The 18,163-nt window shown below is 32.9% G+C and carries 15 protein-coding genes and 1 pseudogene; 2 read left to right on the top strand and 14 right to left on the bottom strand.

Going from position 1 to position 18,163, the window contains the following annotated elements; translation table 11 throughout:
* Positions 1-326 (bottom strand): transposase (locus BM241_RS10605; RefSeq protein ID WP_177206160.1); only part of this gene is annotated, 326 nt, incomplete at its 3' end.
* Positions 327-407: 81 nt separating this feature from the next.
* Here BM241_RS10605 and BM241_RS10600 point away from each other — a divergent pair.
* Positions 408-830, top strand: a pseudogene (locus BM241_RS10600) (transposase); the annotation flags it as partial.
* 60 nt (positions 831-890) lie between these two features.
* Here the strand turns inward: BM241_RS10600 and BM241_RS10595 are convergent.
* The 4 genes from BM241_RS10595 to BM241_RS10580 form a co-directional block, all read right to left on the bottom strand.
* Complete coding sequence (locus BM241_RS10595) at positions 891-2,384, bottom strand: argonaute/piwi family protein (protein ID WP_092282753.1); 1,494 nt, start codon at positions 2,382-2,384, stop codon at positions 891-893.
* The gene (locus BM241_RS10590; protein WP_092282752.1) at positions 2,385-4,076 is read right to left on the bottom strand and encodes an SIR2 family protein; all 1,692 of its coding nucleotides are present in this window, start codon (positions 4,074-4,076) and stop codon (positions 2,385-2,387) included.
* Positions 4,077-4,121: 45 nt separating this feature from the next.
* Positions 4,122-5,279: a non-hydrolyzing UDP-N-acetylglucosamine 2-epimerase gene (wecB, locus tag BM241_RS10585; RefSeq protein WP_177206159.1), complete on the bottom strand. Its 1,158-nt coding sequence runs from the start codon at positions 5,277-5,279 to the stop codon at positions 4,122-4,124.
* Between the two features lie 77 nt (positions 5,280-5,356).
* Positions 5,357-6,490, bottom strand: a complete 1,134-nt coding sequence (locus BM241_RS10580) for a glycosyltransferase family 4 protein (RefSeq protein ID WP_143094091.1) — start codon at positions 6,488-6,490, stop codon at positions 5,357-5,359.
* 721 nt (positions 6,491-7,211) lie between these two features.
* Here BM241_RS10580 and BM241_RS12245 point away from each other — a divergent pair.
* On the top strand, positions 7,212-7,535 hold the full coding sequence (locus BM241_RS12245) for a hypothetical protein (RefSeq protein WP_143094090.1): 324 nt from the start codon (positions 7,212-7,214) through the stop codon (positions 7,533-7,535).
* 328 nt (positions 7,536-7,863) lie between these two features.
* On the opposite strand, the gene BM241_RS10575 is transcribed toward BM241_RS12245, so the two are convergent.
* The 9 genes from BM241_RS10575 to BM241_RS10535 form a co-directional block, all read right to left on the bottom strand.
* Positions 7,864-9,099 carry an O-antigen ligase family protein gene (locus BM241_RS10575; RefSeq protein ID WP_092282749.1) on the bottom strand — a complete coding sequence of 412 codons (1,236 nt, stop codon included), beginning with the start codon at positions 9,097-9,099 and terminating at the stop codon, positions 7,864-7,866.
* Positions 9,100-9,307: 208 nt separating this feature from the next.
* Entirely contained in the window at positions 9,308-10,372 is a 1,065-nt protein-coding gene (locus BM241_RS10570) for a glycosyltransferase family protein (protein ID WP_092282748.1), read from the bottom strand.
* A gap of 181 nt (positions 10,373-10,553) precedes the next feature.
* Complete coding sequence (locus BM241_RS10565; RefSeq protein WP_092282747.1) at positions 10,554-11,603, bottom strand: glycosyltransferase family 4 protein; 1,050 nt, start codon at positions 11,601-11,603, stop codon at positions 10,554-10,556.
* Between the two features lie 229 nt (positions 11,604-11,832).
* Positions 11,833-12,792, bottom strand: a complete 960-nt coding sequence (locus tag BM241_RS10560; protein ID WP_143094089.1) for a phenylacetate--CoA ligase family protein — start codon at positions 12,790-12,792, stop codon at positions 11,833-11,835.
* The gene (locus BM241_RS10555) at positions 12,707-13,207 is read right to left on the bottom strand and encodes a hypothetical protein (protein ID WP_092282745.1); all 501 of its coding nucleotides are present in this window, start codon (positions 13,205-13,207) and stop codon (positions 12,707-12,709) included. Before BM241_RS10555 ends, BM241_RS10560 begins: the two co-directional genes overlap by 86 nt.
* Before the next feature lie 16 nt (positions 13,208-13,223).
* Positions 13,224-13,433 (bottom strand): UDP-N-acetylglucosamine 2-epimerase, encoded by a 210-nt coding sequence (locus tag BM241_RS10550; protein WP_177206158.1) that lies wholly within the window; start codon positions 13,431-13,433, stop codon positions 13,224-13,226.
* Positions 13,434-13,957: 524 nt separating this feature from the next.
* Positions 13,958-15,238 (bottom strand): nucleotide sugar dehydrogenase, encoded by a 1,281-nt coding sequence (locus tag BM241_RS10545; protein WP_092282755.1) that lies wholly within the window; start codon positions 15,236-15,238, stop codon positions 13,958-13,960.
* A 211-nt stretch (positions 15,239-15,449) separates the two neighbouring features.
* Complete coding sequence (locus tag BM241_RS10540; protein WP_092282743.1) at positions 15,450-17,237, bottom strand: heparinase II/III family protein; 1,788 nt, start codon at positions 17,235-17,237, stop codon at positions 15,450-15,452.
* Complete coding sequence (locus tag BM241_RS10535; RefSeq protein WP_092282742.1) at positions 17,158-18,027, bottom strand: glycosyltransferase family 4 protein; 870 nt, start codon at positions 18,025-18,027, stop codon at positions 17,158-17,160. Before BM241_RS10535 ends, BM241_RS10540 begins: the two co-directional genes overlap by 80 nt.
* Positions 18,028-18,163 lie beyond the last annotated feature (136 nt).

The following is an 18,163-nucleotide window of genomic DNA, read 5'->3' as shown; positions in this document are numbered from 1 at the left end:
ATAAGAAGGTCTGTATAGGATTCATCCACCCTTTTATACGGTTCAGGGAGGATGTGGGGTCTGAAATCGCCAGTGCGAGTTCTTGGGACAGAGATTTCCAGGTTACCCATAGGCGTACCAAGTTTTCTATCATAAAAGCCATTACCTTTGTCGTTTTCGTTTTTCAAGAGATAGATTTGGCGTTCAGACAACATAAACCAGTCGAGCAAATCTTCCAGCAGTTTTTTCAGAGCAGGGCGTGATGGATCCGAATCAGAGCAATACTGATTTAATACTTTTTCAACCGCCATATTTTTGACTGTTTCATAATAGGTATTTTTATCCATAATTACCAGCCTCCTTTGTGATTTTATTATACACCAGACACAATTTTATTTTAACACCCAGGCCTTTACTTTGAAGTAGAAAAATGTAAGAGATGTCCATTAAAGGATAGGTGTCGAGTAAAGATAACGGAACGGAAAGCAGTGGTAAGGATAAGTGAGAAAGCATATCGGTTGAGCTTGTTGAGGGTGAAGATGGGGACAGAAGAGTACAGAAGAATAGCGAGTCAAAGAGCCGGGATAGAGGGTATACCATCAGTACTGAGGAGGAAATACAAAGTGGACTTTATGCCGGTCAGGGGATTATTGCGTTCAAAATTGTGGTTTGGGTTTAAGATAGCAGCCATGAATTTCAAGAGTTTACTGAAATGGATAAAGAAGGATCCAAAGAACAGATTAACTCCTTCTTTTTTACATTCATTTTTATATTTGTGTTCATCGGTTTGGTTGTTTTTCGACAATAGGTTTAAGAAATTTTATTTAGAACCGATACTTTTTGTGGGATAATCATTATCATAGGCCCCTTACTATAAAAACAAAAAACACCAAAAATGTAAATAAAATATATCAAATATAGTATCGAAAATCAAATGGAATATCGCTGTAATTCTCAACCTGCTTTACAATTTGTGCAATTCTATGTGCAAATATAATCGTTACAGGCAAACGGTTATAAAGCTGTAAATTATTCCAGTTCATTTTAGTTAATTTAAGAATATCCTCAGCGACTGTTTCAACAGGTGCCGTCCCTAAATATCTTTGTATTAAAATCGGACGAGGTATACCCCTTCCTTCTTGATAATAATGATATCTACCCTTTCTAAGATTAATACCTTCCACATCTCCTTGGGTAAAGAGAAGAAAAGTATCAGTATCTAACGGTAATATAGTTCCTCTTTTAACAGGAAATTTCGCAACTCCCTTGATTGGCTTTCCTGTGGCATCCTTTTGATCATCAGCACCTCGTATCAATCTATGTAGGACATTACTTTGAATAGTAAGCAACTCTATTTTATCTATGCCGGTTAATGCTTCACAAATTCCAGCAATTTCTTGAGCACGAAAAGGAGTTGTTTTATGAACAACCACTCTTTTAAGTGGCTCTCCATTGATAGCCTGGTAATCCTGCCTAATAGTTATAAAAAGCTGACGTGCATCTTCTTTACTCATAAAGGGATTTTCCTTGTATACATCAGCTCTATTCCATAACGGTTTTTTTACCGGCAATAACCTGAATCTTATTCCCTCTCCAGTCTCATCAAAAATTTGACTCACACCCAAAACAATTTTATTTTTGCGGCTTGTAGCAGAAATTGCATAAGATAACCCCACATATACAGTCCCAGGAATTGTTTCCTTAAGCTTATAAGGTATACCACCAGCCTTACAGTATATTGCTAACGATAACCACCAAGCTTTTCGCACATAATCTACATTCGATGAACTCTCATTAGAAGGTATTGACCTCTCACGAATAAATTGAATTTTTAGATTATTTGGAGCACAAAAAGCTTTTATATGGTCACGAAGGTCAAAAACATAACCATTTATGTTTACACGTTCAAACTCCGACATCTCATCTGTCACATGAAAAATAATTACATCAAATTTATCCCTAAATGGTAAAAGATTTCTAATATATTTTTTGATAAGCTCTACAAAACTTATCTCTTTATCTTCGGTATTTTTACATTGTTCTATTTCTTCCTGACTAATTAACTGTATTAAATTATTCTCATATGGGGGAATAAAAAGTTTTGTTTTATAAATATTATAAAAACCTTCATACTCAACTAAGTAGTCATTTGCTTCAGAAAGTCGAATAGTATTATTTAAACTATTTAAATATTCTAACAGTCGAGATATCTTTTCATGAACAGAAATAATTGCAAGGCGTATAGGATTATTAGGTGTAATACGACCCGAAATTGAAGAATCATATGGCCCCCAACAACTAAGTCCAACAATTGGACTTTTATGACAATATTTCTTTTCAGTCGCACTGAATAAAAGTTCAGGCTCATTAATAACAATATACTGACTAGCATAATTTATAGGCATTTAGTTCCCCCCTCCTTTCGGGGAAGAAAAACAAAAGTGATCACTAATTACAAACCTAGCACTAGGCGGCTCTGAATTTGGAGGAAAACCAATAATCCCTTTAGATTCTGAATATATTATGTTCAACCATTTATTTAACTCTTCATTCCATCGAGCATTATACCAGACGGATAAATATTCGTTTTTTGCGATTTTAGCTTCTTTGCTTTTTAATACTTCCTCCTTATTTTTCGTTACAACAACCGTAGGCTCAATTATTATAAAAAGCTCTTTATCTCTGTATTCCAAAGCATAATTGAAAGCTGAATGAATAAAACACCAACAATTTTCCACCCACCGAGAATTAAATTTTTCCGTTCTTGACTTATCCCAATAACATCTCTTTTTAAACCGCTGCAATTTTAATCGCTCTTGAAAATAACGATCAAAGATAGAATAAAAAAGACTATAAACAAATCCATGGTCCCTATTTATTCTTGCTATATCCTCATAAGTAATATTTCTTATCTGGATGGGCTCTAATATATGATCTTTGAATAGATTTTCAACAACTGAACGATTGCCAATAGCTATAATTGATTTTGGGTACGCAAAACTAGCCAATACCGGCTGACCCTTAACCAATTCATCCAATTCTGACCATTCACTAATATCTGTTTTAAAACTATATACAGTTGTAGGATATTCTTTAATTTTAATCCAATTTGTCTTTAAATGGGGCCTCAAATCAGTTTTCTGTGGTTTATAAAAGAATGGTGTTTTATTCCCCTTGATACTAGTCAATTCGGCTTCCACTTGTTCATCCTTAATCCCACAAAAGCGATATAAGTTGATCATAAAGTCATCAAAAGATGTAATTTCAATAAATGCCGCATTACGGCCGCTCTCTCTTAAAAATTTTATTAAAGACTCTACTCTTTCGTATTTTCTTTCCCCTTTGAGAATGCACCAGTAAAAGCCTTTTGGAAAACTATTAAGATTATCACGAGCGATTTCTTCCAATACTTTCATAATTGAATCATCTCGGCCACTATAACCAACTATCACTATACCGAATTGGCTTAAAAATTCTTTCATTTTAGACTCTAAAATTTGATTTAACTGCCTTAATTCCTCAGTTGTATTTCTAAGATGATCGTAGCGAAAATCACCATGTAACTTTATTAATTTTGAAGAATTATCAACCACTCTAACTTTATACGCTCGATCGGCAGATTCATCAGATATTACAAAAATATTCGGACATACTGCCTCAATAAGTCTATCAAAATTTGTTGTAAAAATGTCTCTTATTTTGCCAGCTCTAATTAATGCCCCTAAACACTTATAACCTATAGTAGGGATTGCTTGACTAACATAATTTTCAATAAACTCTTTTCTCACATCCTTTGTGGGATATGCAGCTTCAAAAAAATGGGAATATTCTTCTTCCCACTTAATATTTCTGTGTTCTGGCTGATTTTTTATCCAACTATCAATTATTTGTTGTACATTAGCATTGGCAAGATCTTTACAAGATTCAGGACTTATATTATTAACTGAACAATAAATTGCCCTCTTAAAAAACCAAATCATTTCGTTAGCCGTAGGAATTCCTGATGTCCTAGAAGCCCCTGCTCCTAGGAAAAATATAAAAGATGCATCTTGCATAACTTCAAACTCACGGATAAATTGAGCCTCTGAAATAATCATTCCTATCCCTTCCCAGATTTTCAGGATAGTATCAAAGTAATATTTTTACAAACCAAACTCTTCCGGTTTCTCGCCAAGACCAAACCTATGTAATATGGCCTTAACTATCCTTTCAGAAGCTTTACCGTCACCATATGGATTTACTGCTCTGGCCATTGAATCATATATCTCTCTATTCACCAAAAGCTCGACAGCCATATTGTATATGTGATCCTCAATAACTCCCGCCAACTTCACGGTTCCAGCTTCCACCGCCTCTGGCCTCTCGGTCTCGGTCCTCAATACGAGTACAGGCTTCCCAAGCGCCGGCGCTTCCTCCTGCAACCCTCCCGAATCAGTCATAACCATGTAACACCTGGCCATCAAGTTGTGCATATCCTGCACATCAAGAGGGTCTATTAGGTAAACCTTTTCTGTATCCCCTAGGATCGAATCGACCGTTTCCCTCACAACGGGATTTAAGTGCACAGGATAAATAATGTATACATCATCAAAGTCTTGCACAAGCCTTTTTGCTGCCCTGCAAATGTTCTCAAGTGGCTTGCCTAGGTTCTCCCTCCTATGTGCAGTCAGCAAAATATACCTTCCCTTTGAAAAATCAATACCCTTGAGCGTTGAATTTCTGAATGCGTAATTAGGACAAACGGTATATTTCAATGCATCTATAACTGTATTACCCGTTACATAAATTCCCTGCGTAATGTTTTCTCTTATGAGATTTTGCTTGTTCCTAACAGTTGGAGTAAAGTGCATCTCGGCAATATCAGCAGTAAGTACTCTGTTCATCTCTTCAGGATATGGAGAATATTTATCATAGGTGCGAAGTCCGGCTTCCACATGTCCGACAGGGACTTTGTTGTAAAACGCGGCCAAAGCCCCTGCCAGTGTAGTGGATGTATCGCCGTGTACCAGCACAATGTCGGGTTTTAGCTCGTTTATAACCTTATACAAGCCTTCCAGAGCTTTTGTGGTTATGCTCACAAGGCTCTGTCTGTTCTGCATGATGTTCAAATCGTAATCGGGCTTTATATCGAATATCTCCAGCACCTGGTCGAGCATTTCCCTGTGCTGTGCCGTAACACAGACATAATTTTCTATAAAAGATTCCTGCTGTAGTTTTTTTATAAGCGGTGCCATTTTGATGGCTTCAGGTCTGGTACCGAATATTGTTAGGACTTTAGTTTTAATTTTAGTCTTAGTCATAATTATGTTCACTCCAATCATTTTTAATAATAGCTCTAATTTAATTATTACTAAATCAAATAAAATCCCCTATAATTTTATTTTAAAATTTCCTTAAAAAGTTCAGTCCACTTCTTTTCCCATAATTCACTATTAAAAGCATGATAAACAGTTTGGTATGCATTCTCTGCAAGTCTTTCTCGTAACTCTTTATTGACAATCAATTTTTCTAATGCTTGAAAAAGTTCTTGAACATTTGGATTTATTAAAAGGGCATTATAATTATCTAACACAATATTCGTTATTCCTCCAACATTAGTAGCTATAACTGCACATTTTGATGCCATAGCTTCTAACAAAGACAAAGAAGTTCCTTCTGAACAAATACTAGGAACTACAGCTATATCATACTCTTGATGAACATCAATACTTTTTTCCCCATCATATTTAATAAAATTAACATTTGGGTTATTTTTAAATAATTTTTTTAAGTACAATTCATCTGGTCCAGTTCCAGCAAATGTTACTCGTACATTCTTATATTTTTTCAATATTGGAATGATAGCAGATGCAAATATTCTTGTTCCTCTATATTTTTGAAAACGTCTTGCATAAATAATATTAATAGTTTCAGTCTGCTTTTTAATTATTCCTTGTTTAACTTTAGCAAAGTTAGGTATTACTTTAACATTTGACTTGATATATGCAACCTGCGATCTATACCAATTAAGAAAATTGTAATCAACACAAACAATATTATTTACATAATTCAGACTCTTTATAATTTTAAAAGATTGAATAGCTCGATAAAAAACAAATAAATTATTGAAAAAATTTATCTTCTTTGCAACTTCTTCTTTATTGGATTTGTCCCATGAGATACCATGTTGAATCGCAATTGAATTATTAAATTTATGTTTAACAATCATGGAATTACTTGCAAAAATGATTATATCATTAGCAAAATCAGCATGTTTCTCTACTTCATTATATAATTTTTTTAGCTTTTGCTTTTTGCTTAAACACCTTGTTACATCTACACCATACACATGTATAGATTCAAAAATATTATTAAAATTCCTGTTTGCAAATTGAAAAATGACAGGTCTTAACCCTACACTTTGAATAACATAACATAATGATCGTATATAAGTTTGAACACCCCCAATCGTTATAGTTTCTCCATTTGGATCATAAAAATTTTCATACAGAATAAATACCGTATTCGACATTTCTTTTTTTACACCCCCGATATAAAAAATGTACGCTCTCGAAAAGTCCAAAAACTTTATTTTTATGCATTTCAAGACTAAGCTTTTCAGCTTCACCCCTACTTTTTGTACATTTTTTAATCAAAATTTCACTATCCCTGCACCTTACTTATCTTTTCCTCTGTTGCCTCTTATATTTCAGCTTCACTTTTTAACCTTTTCCCCCAAAAATATGCCCATATTCACTAATTCTATTTCGTTTTGGGGTTTTTACATGTTTGGCAATCTCATTCTGATTATCAAAAACAACTTATACAGTGCCTTTCACTACACGCTCAAAAAGAAAGAAGCAGACTCATCCACCTCGATAAAGCTATCTCTAAGCTTTATCTCCTTAACCTGGATAACATGCTTCCCACAATAAAACCTCTATACCCTAACTCAGGCTGCCCAGCTAAAAATCAGCAGGGCATAATACGTTCTTTAGTATTAATGCCTGAGCTACGAATATATTCTATCATAAATTGGGCTAAAAGGATACAAAAAGATGGTCTCTTATTCGATATTTTCGATTTTGATCCCGATAAAGCTCTTGCTATCGGTTCCTACTATGACATTCTCTGTCGCTTTTGACTTGCTTCTCATATTTTTATAGCTCTAGACTTGCGTACAAAAGCAAAATTTAATTATCAGTATCCTCATATCCTCTGTTTCGACAATAAAGGAAGACCTATATGTCCTGGTGGTATTCCTTATCAAAACTGGGGCTACAGTAAACCTAAAGGAATTAAATATCGCTGCTGTTTTGCATGCCATGGTCAAAAAACACCTCAGGATTGTATATGTTCCAATAGCCCCTATGGTAAAGTCATTTATAAAAAACCCGACTATGATCCCAGAATGTTTACCTCTGTTCCACGCCATACCAAGGCTTTTAAGGATAAATTCAAAATCAGAACATCGGAGGAACGAACTTATAAAAGATTATTTATCATTATTCTATTTAGAATGCACGTTCCAGAAGCAATATGATGAGGTTTGCTATGGCTACCTTTGCTGCGGTTAACATCCAGCTTGATGCATGAGCAAAACATACAAACTTTAGTTTTGTAGATACCTTTATCGGACCTGCATAGATTAAGTTTTATTCATAATTATACAGTTTTAGGAGTTTTAAAAATTGTGTCTTAAGGCTTGGATTATTAAACCTTTTTATGTCATCCAGTTAATACCATATGCATTTTTCAAGATTTTTTTACTCCGTGATAACACCTGCAATTTTGTCAATATAATTCATTTTCAAAAACTTCATCACTTTTTCTAGCTACTTTTCGAGAGTGTTTTTACAGTTAATTCTTCAACATTTATAATGATTACACAAATTTAATTAAGATTCATACGAGCTGTTCGCTTAATTGTTTAGATATATCACTATTAACATACATAATATTAAAAGCAAAATATATAAATATATTTTCATTAGAAACTAAATCACCACTAGTTAAGGAACACAAAAAAAACAAAATATAAGTATAAAATATCCATGATTTAGTTTTGTTTAAGTAAATCTTAATAATCGTAAATAATTGAAGTAAAAACAAAGAAAGCCCTATAAATCCCAGTTCATACAATATTTCAATTATTATATTATGAGGATATTCTCTAACATAACCAAAACCTAAACTTTGGCCAATAGTCCCCACACCATTTCCCACAACTATTGACTTAAAATTTCCACTTTTGTAAGCATCAAAAGATAATTTGTATAATGTTATTCTTTGTATTGCAGTACCACTTTTTAAACTAAATCTCCTTGTTATTGCAAGAGGATCAAAAATAGAAAAAAAACAATATATTACTATAATTAACACTAAAATAAACAACATAAATTTTATTAGGTCTTTATTATTATGCGATCTAATCCTATAAAAAATCGCTATAGGTATCACAAAGTATAAAATTATTTTTGAGCCACTTAACAACCCAGCACATAAGAAAAATATACTAATAATACAAACCCAAAAAAACTTATGAGAAAACCTAGGAGATTGGATAATTATAAGGGCGACCCCCAAAAATCTGCTGAGCCAAATTGGATTTATATCTCCTGCTGTATGTCTTATAAACCAATTTGAACTAAGAACGTTACTACCACTAATTATAAAATTAATAATCACTATTAATGATATAAAAAACGCCGAAATAAGTATAAAATTTTCAATCCACCTAACTTCTTTACTACCAATTTTTCCTAATAGTATTAGTAAGGAAGGAAAAATAGCCGTAATTGTAAACTGTTTTATTTTCCATAGTCCATAATCAGATAAAGCAGCAGGAGAAAATAGATAAGATAGTGAAAAAAAGATAAAGAAAATTGATATTAATCCTAGCCCTAACAAATTTAACTTCCTTACAAAAAGAGTTCCATTATAAGATAAAAACAATAACAATGAAATATAAATTAGAGTATAACAAACTAATAATTTATTAGAATCTATACCAACTGCTGTTAGTATAATACTTAACATAGTACTTATTATAACTAAACCTGTAATAAATTTTCTTTTTATACCTACAAAAACATGATAAAAAACATTTGTAATTAAAAGAGCGTTTATAATATTTTCCATGTATCACCACATCCTTTAATTAAAACATTGTTTTTAGTAAGCATAAAATAATACTTAAACTTGAACATTGGTGGGAACAGAATTTATTCCAAACAGGTAACTAAATAAGCTTAGTTATAAGCTCTAATCGTTATGCAAAGTGTATGTTATTTACATCTTTTTACTACAAAATCCAATTATGTATAGCCCGTACAATTTTTCGTCTTCCTTAGTAAATAACTTCTTCTAACTTAATTTTTTTTATATTCGTAATAAAGTTATAATAATCGTTTATAATCTGTTCTTTGTTTTTATTTTTGTTCTCAATTATTTGCGAAATAAAGATACCAAGTTCTGAATTTGAATAAACTAATTTACCATTTTTATATGTTAAAGTAAAATAATATTTTTCTTTAACCATTTCATTTAATTGATGTGAAATATTATCAGTCACTATTAAAGCTAAACCATTCGATAGATAATCAACAATTTTAAAAGGAGATGCTGCCATATTGATAATACTATTATCTCTAATTATAATACCTACATCGTGCTTAACTATTTCTTCATCCAATATACTAGGTGGAACATATTTTATAACCGTATTATTTTTAATTTTATAATAGTGAGCTAACTGTTCCGCTTTTGCAAAATTTTCCTTAAAAGTTAATACTGTAAAAACAGTATCAACGGGAAAATTCAGAATAATATCACTTGCAATTCTATAGACTAAATCTATATTCTGCCACTTAGAAAAACCACCCGAATATAACAACTTCAACTTTAAGTCGTTGTTATTAGGTATAATTCTAGACTTATCTATCATTTTTATATTTGGTAAAATATATGATTTATCAAATCTATATTTTATTTTTTTGTACTTAGATACATAATGATCTTTTTGAATAGTATTTAAAAAAATAAAATAATCAGTTAGACCAACAACCTTACGCTCAATATGATTTAGAACAACCATTTTAAGTAAATTTTTATTTCTATAATATGACTCTTCTGGTAAAATTCCTCTCGGCCTGAAAACAAAAAATATGCTTTTGTCACTTTTGTATTTTCTCAGATAATAACCATCAATTATATTAAAAAAAACTATTGCTTTATCGCCTTTCATTTTAACAAAGTCATCAAAATTTATAAAATCCACAAAAGGTAAATTTGCAAATTGGCTTTTCCAATTGTTATCTAAATATAATTTATCACATGTTAAATATGATACAGTAGTATACATTTGTCTAATAGACTGTTCTGTAAAATCATTATTATATATATATACCTTCAATTTAATCCACCTACACTTTGCATGAATTTTTTAAATTTATTTTTGATTATCCTAAAAATATCTACTTCAAAATAGTTAGCATTGAAGTACCTCCTGATTTACATAACTAGTGTCAGCATCCCTCGGAATCCATAAAAAGCATCGTTTCTTTACTTCTTAATGGTTCTCTTAATATCTACCCCTATTCACGCATTATATCTCTACATAGTGTTTTTAGAACCTGCTTGTAATCATATTTTGTAGCCTGTGCCATTGCGTTCTTGGACTTCTCAACCAACTGTTGAGGATCATCAAGAACCCTCAAAAGAACATCCTTAAAATTCTCCTTGTCGTTTGTCTTAAAAAGATAGCCAATCTCATCAGTAACTATTTCTCCATTAAACCCAGCATCAGATGCAACAATAGGCAGACCTGCTATCATTGCATCAATCAAAGCACCTGGAAATCCTTCCCCAACCCAGCATGTTGGAAAGATGAAAAGATCGTATTCTGCTAGTTTAGTATATGCATTTTCACTTTGGAAATCAAGCACGCCTTGATAAAATGCATAATTCGAATTACGTATTTTTTCAAAAAACATTTCTTTAAATTCGATGTTTTCAAATGGGCCGTAAAAATCTATAGTAATTTTAACATTCTGCGAATTTATTTCATCCAAACACTCCAACAAGAATAAAACACCCTTTTCCTTAGTCATTCTTGAGACAAAAACAGCCCTTAGGGGAATTCGTGGAGTTCTTTTCTTGACTTCCCTTATTTCAGGAATCTCTTTGAAATTAGGTAGCCATTCAACATTCCTAATCCCCAATGTGATAAGGTCGCGCGCCATGGTTTTCCCTTCAACATAGATTCTCGTAACCGCCTTAAGGAGCTTATTCAAGTTCGGGTTCTCTCGAACTTTTCTCACTATAGTTCCACCAATTACTACATAGTAAACCCTTTTTTTGAAGATATTGAAGCACTTTGCTAATTTCAGTATCTTTATAGCACCTGAATAAGATTTTGAGATAATTACACTTTTAACATTACGTGACAAAAAGACACTAAGTATTCTTAGAAAGAGCGCAATTCTGTTCCTTACCGTGTAAGGTTTATATGCCTCAACATCTATAACATACACCTGGATTCCATTTTCAATAAAATACTTGGTAATAAGCTGATTTTTCACGGTCTCACCACCAAGGTTCTTTTCGGTAGAGACCGAACCTATGAAGGCAAAGCTGTATTTCATAAAGGTCTTACCTCCACTTCGTCTATTGTTACGGAACACAAAGATATTTAGAAACTCTATAAAACTGGTAGGTATCCCTATCTCTATATCCTGAACAGTACTTTAGTAACGCCGCTATATTAATTGGTATGAACCTTTCGCTGCCCTGCGCGAATTCTCGAATCGTATGACAATCAACAAGACAGCATGGAATATAATTAATCCCTTTGTACTCTTTCAAAAATAACATTTAGCTCTTCTCTTCCTCACTCAGCGTAGACACAAGATATGGAACTTTTCCCCTTATGCTGAATACAATCTGGGATTCATCACATATTAGAAAATCTATATCAAAGTTCTTGAGCTTCTCGATAAACTCCCTTTTAAGATCTTCAAAATCTCTCTTCTTCAACTTCTCAAATGGGACAAGATAAACTGACAGTTTTCCAGGGGTGTCTTGTCTGAACTGTATGTACTTAAAGTTGTATTGGGCAAAGGAATGTACATTTACGAGAGTCATTGATATCCTGTTACCATACTTATCATACACAAAATCTTTTCCCCATCTTCCGGAAATTTCCGTTAGACTCATTGGAATCCCAGAAGACGTTGCCCGATGGACCCTGGCAAAATCCCCCGTTCTGTAACGTATTAAAGGAAGAGCTTTGTTTATGAACGTAGTGCACGTTACTTCCCCAAACCCTCCCTCCGGTACCCTTCTTCCATGTTCATCAAGGACTTCTATCAACCCATAAGTCGGGAATACATAATAAATTCCTTTATTCTCGGGAATTTCTGCAGCAAAACCTGCTCGTTCCGAGTGACCATAGAAACTTGTTATACGGCATGAAAAAGTCTCCTCTACGAGTTTCCTTTGCTCTTCGGTAAAATTCTCACTAACAAATGAAACACCCCTGAGTTGTATTCTGATCCTTCTGCCTTGAATCAACTTAGATAATCTGGTCCATGCTGATGGATAACCGTGACCAAATTCTGGATTAAAATTTTCAATCTTTCGGACAATAACATCTATTATGTTTTTTTCATTCATCAGGAATATGTTTATTAGTAATTCATTGTATATTGGGTTGTATTTCCACAACCTGTCACCAAGGTTCACACCTCTAAGCGTCAAGCTTTCTGCATTTCCTGTAATACCCGTTTCTGTACCAACTCCACAACACATGTTCATAGTCTCTATAGTAGGCATCGTCAGAAATTCTTATCAACAAAGGATTTCGTCCAGTTCCGCCGGTAGTTGTGTAATAACCGTTTACGGATTTCACCACAAACGAATTCAAGCTTTTTCTCACCGTTTCAGAATCTATAGGCTCAAGAGATTCTAGTCCATTCACATCCAGATTTCCATTAATCCTTTCAATTTTATCGGCATAATACGGTACTTTAACACTCAGTACATGTTCAATTATCCTTGTTAGGCCGTTTTCAACTAGAAGGAGAAAAAATGTTTCATCTTCAGAAAATCGTCTAAATTGTTTGTCAAGCTCAAAAACCTTGCTCCAGGCTTTTTTTGAGCTGACATAACTTAAACCAAACGTCTGAACTAGGAAACCTGCAACTGGTTCAGGTATAGTTTCGTATATTTTTTTTAGCAAACCAAGCATACCTACACCTCACATTTTAAACATCTTCTACAAGCTTTTTTGCTACTCTACAAATATTATCAAGCGGCTTTCTGAGGTTTTCTCTTCTATGGGCTGTCATTAATATGTATCTTCCTTTTGAAAAATCAATATCTCTAAAATATGAGGATTCAAAGACATAATTACGCTTGACCTTATACCGTATTGCATCTATTACAGTATTTCCAGTTACAAATACTTTCTGCAATTTTATCTCTTAAAAAATTTTTTTATTTCTGGTAGTCAACGTAAAACACATTTCGGCAATATCGTCAGTAAATATCCTCTTTATCTCTTCAGGATATAGGATAATACTTATCATATGTACAAAGCCTACTTCAACATGATCCACTCGAACTTTAACGCTCCAGTAAGTGTAGTGGATATATCACCGTGTACCAGTGCAATATCAGGTTCTTAATTCTTTTATAACTTGCTACAATATTTCCAAAACTTTTACTGTTATGGTAGCAAGAACTTGCCTTTGCTGCATAATGTTTAGATCATAATCAGGTTTTATATCAAATATTTCTAAATACCTGTTCAAGCATTTTCCTATGCTTAAAAGTAACTCAAACATAACTATCTACTAAAGATTCTTCCTTTAATCTTAACAAGTAATTTCTTAATAAGTAGCGCCATTTTTATAGCTTCAGGTCTTGTACCAAATATACTTAAAGACTTTTATCTTGGCCATTATATCTAACTCTTTAAAAATATTATTAATTCATCTTATTTTGTTTTACTTTTCCCTTGACCTAACAGGAAATATTTGAAACCTTTATTTTCTACTTCTTCTTTATTTAAAAAGTTCCTTGTATCAAAAAAGTTTCTGTTTCTCATTACTTTTGCCATATCACTTAATGGGAGATTCTTGAAATAATCATGATGTACAGCTAACAACAATAAATCGCTATTTTGGGCCACATCAATCAAATCTTTAGCCTGATACTTATGTGTTTTTACATAAGGATCATACACGCTAATTTCATAATCTTCTCGTCTGTCCAGTAAATTGATCAATTCAATAATTGGACTCTCTCTCATATCATCTATATTAGGCTTATATGTGATTCCTAAAATGGATACCTTTTTTGTCCCTTTAATATCTTTCAAGATTTCATCTATTCTATTTAAAACATGCTGTGGCATGCTATCATTGGTTTTTCTTGATAATTCAATAATTTTAGCAAGATCAGGGGTTTTCTCAACAATAAACCACGGATCTACTGCTAGACAATGTCCTCCCACTCCCGGCCCTGGTTGATGAATATTTACTCTTGGATGTTTATTAGCTAGTTCTATTACTTCCCAAACGTCAACTCCTACACTTTCACATATCTTTGCCAATTCGTTTGCAAGAGCAATATTTACATCCCTAAAAGTATTCTCTACTATTTTGCACATTTCGGCTGTTCTTACTGTAGTCAAATATATTTCACCATTAACAAATGTTTTATACAAATCACGTATTTTTTCGGCAGAAATCCTATTGATCCCTCCAATAATGCGGTTGTTATTAACCAGCTCCCACAATATCTTTCCTGGAAGCACTCTTTCAGGAGAATGTCCTACATACAATTCCTCTCCTATTTTAAGTCCCGACTTCTCTAATATTGGCAGCATCAATTCTTCTACCGTTCCAGGTGGCGAAGTGGATTCTAATATAACCATATTACCCTTTCTAAGATAAGGCACAATGGCTTCTGTAGCCGCAATAACATAACTCATATCAGCTTTTTTATCTTTAGTAATCGGGGTTGGAACAGCTATAATAAACGCATCCGCTTCATGAGGTTTAGTATCAGCGATTAAATTCCCAGACCTAACAGCCGCTTGCACCATAATATCTAGATATGGTTCTTCAATTGTGATTTCACCTTTATTTAGAGCATCCACAACTTTTTCATTGACATCTACCCCAATTACTTTACATCCATGGATTGCAAACATAGCGCTAGTTGGCAAACCAATGTATCCTAATCCCATAACACATATTTTTTTCTGATTCATTGCTTCCACCTTCCTATCCCTTCTTTTAAAATTTTTCACACCTCAATTTTTATTCATTTAATCATATCAAACATTATTTCACATTTGTGATTATACGCCTTAAGTTTTCCTCACTCCCCTTAGCTTTAGAAATTATTTCCCACTAATTTACCCACCAATATTTTATGAACTCCCTAGCATTTACACATCTAAAACTACCATATCTCATTAATTAATCTATTTTTCTAAAGATAACCTTACATCGCACAGTATTGCTATAAAACACAATTCTCACATTTTCTCGCTCAACAATATGCATATAATGATAAGAGCACAAGCTTTTCAACTTTTCCAGTTTAAATCCTTCTGAAGATTCTACAAGCATTATAATATCATTGTCTATCAAAACCTTATTTTTATTTAGAATCTGAACATGTCTATCTGGATGAAAGTGAAAATTAATTTCTGGGAAAGTATTAAAACAACTTTTTATTGTATCCTCCACACAAACCTCTTGCTCAGCTATCGATATCTTCCTAACATGTCTTGAACCATTTTTATAAATCACTTCTCCTTCGAAACCATTATTACTTTTTCTCAAAGTTGTAAATGCTTGATCCACCCATCTAAAACTTCCCACTTGGGTGCTTTGATCGGCACCTAGAAAAGCCGTGTTATGTGCCCGTGTGGATCTAAAATATCTCCTCAAATTTTTGTTCAGATTATAACTATAGGTGCCGGAATCGGTTAGTATGTGTTTGTCTCCAAAGCTGAGCTCTATAGCTAACCCATCAGCATGTGCGTGAAATATTTGTTCTGCATTATTTATGAAAACATATATTTGGTAATCCTTATATACACCGTATTTCCCATGACTAAACAGTTCGAAAATAGGATATGAACTATAAAAATCTGGAACCACTAAACTTTCCACATAAATATTTCCGAAAAACGCCTCCAAAAAACTTATCTCTACGTTTTTTCTTTCATGGTAACCAGCCATATACCCAAGTGAATCTACAAAATCTCTAAAATTTGTAATAGGCTTAGACGAAGCTCTATAAAAAACACCATCATCCCAATCACCAAATTGTGGATATGTACCATCGTGCTTTTCAATACAACAAAAAAACTTATATGACTGGGTAATCATTTTTTGAAATTCATGTTCGAGAAAATTATCTCCCAGCCTTTTTGATAATAAGTACACCAACAAATACATCTGAATTGCGAATCTGTGATAAGAAAGGCTGCTTTCAATATATGTTCCATCATCTCTAAAAAAAGAAATATAATCTTTAAGAATTCTTTTTGAACGTCTTAGGAAATCATCCGAATATTCCGTTTTGAGCAAACTTCCAACTAAATAAAGCGCTGCAGCTTCCCCAATGAGATGGTTATTGGGCATGCATTTCTCAGTATATTCTATATCTCTATATACACGATAAATATGCTTAAATAAAAGCCTTTCAATATAATCATTCCTTGAGCCAGTATATGTAATATAAACTATATATGCCAAAAATATTGAAACCGATCGAATTGCAATCTCCAGATTGCTTACCCAATTAAGTCCATAATTGTATGGATTCACTTCTTCCCATCTACGCAAAAATGCAACAAGTTTCTCTGGATTATTTTGTTTAATAGCTAAAATAGTATATATTGGAAGAAACTGTAATCTATTCTTTTCCCAAAATACCCTTACATCATCTTTATAGTTTTTGATGTTAATGTCATACCAGGGTACATTCTTAAATTCATCGTTTCGATAGTTTTCTATGTCTTGAATTTCATACGTTGTACCCATAACTTCAAACATATTAAAGTAAAATTGTATAAACTTAAAGAACTCAAATTTAAACGTAATAATCTGTGAAAAGTCAAAAATGCAAATTGTGGGAAGATAGAACTTTCGTTTTATCAAACCCGTTTTTCTTTCAATTAACCTTTTTGTTCTTGCAAATAGTTCCCCTTTGTATAGTGCTTTGAAATTTTTGAATATGTTTATAATACGCATCTTCTATAACCTCTGTAAATCTTTTTGAAAGTATTGGTCTCAAATACCTTTTCTCAAGAATAGGATTAACTTCGTACTTCCATAAACCTTCATTAAGAATATATTTCAATTCTTCTAATGCTCTTTCTAGATCAGTCACATTACCCGGCTCAAAAGCAATCCCAGCTTTCATTTCATCCAATATTTGTTTTGTTACACCTGTAACTCCATATATTACTGGCTTTCGTGTTGCAACATATTCAAAGATTTTAGAAGGTATCGTTTTTGAAAACATGGGAATATTTCTTAAATGAACAAATAGTGCATCCGCAGCCTCATACTCTTTTAGAAGTTTTTGCCTTTCTATTGGCAACCTTAACTCTATGTTCTTAATGCCTTTTCTGTTTATTTCCCTTTCTATTTCATTGCGCTGTGAACCATCACCAATTAGAACAAAATAAAAATCATTGAAAATTCGGTCATTTAGTTCCGTAAGTATCTTTATATCCTGTGCTAGGCCAAGATTCCCTGCGTATAAAATTCTAAAAGGTTTGCGCGGTGGTGATATGATATCAATTTTTTTAAAGTATTCAAAGAATTCCATATCTACCCCGTTTGTAACTAAATATACGTCCTTATTTCCCATATTTCGAATATATTCTTCGAATGCAGGTGAGTTTATTACTATTTTATCTGCTTTTTTATACATATATATCTCAATTTTCTTTAGCATCTTATATACAAAAGAATTAATTCTAGTTAGTCCAAGATCTACCATAGCATCAGGCCAAAGATCTCTAATATCGAGCACAAAAGGTTTCTCATCATTAACTATTAATGCACCAAGAAATCGTAAGCGTAAAATAATACCCACCTTGACGAGAAAACATCATTTTGTGGGCACAAATTGCACAATCGGAATAAGAAAAACAGCTTAATTTCAAGCT

Source organism: Caldicoprobacter faecalis, from assembly GCF_900115765.1.
In the GTDB taxonomy this organism is placed as follows: domain Bacteria; phylum Bacillota; class Clostridia; order Caldicoprobacterales; family Caldicoprobacteraceae; genus Caldicoprobacter; species Caldicoprobacter oshimai.
Note: the sequence above shows the minus strand (reverse complement) of the source record. Positions and strands in the feature narration are given on the sequence as shown.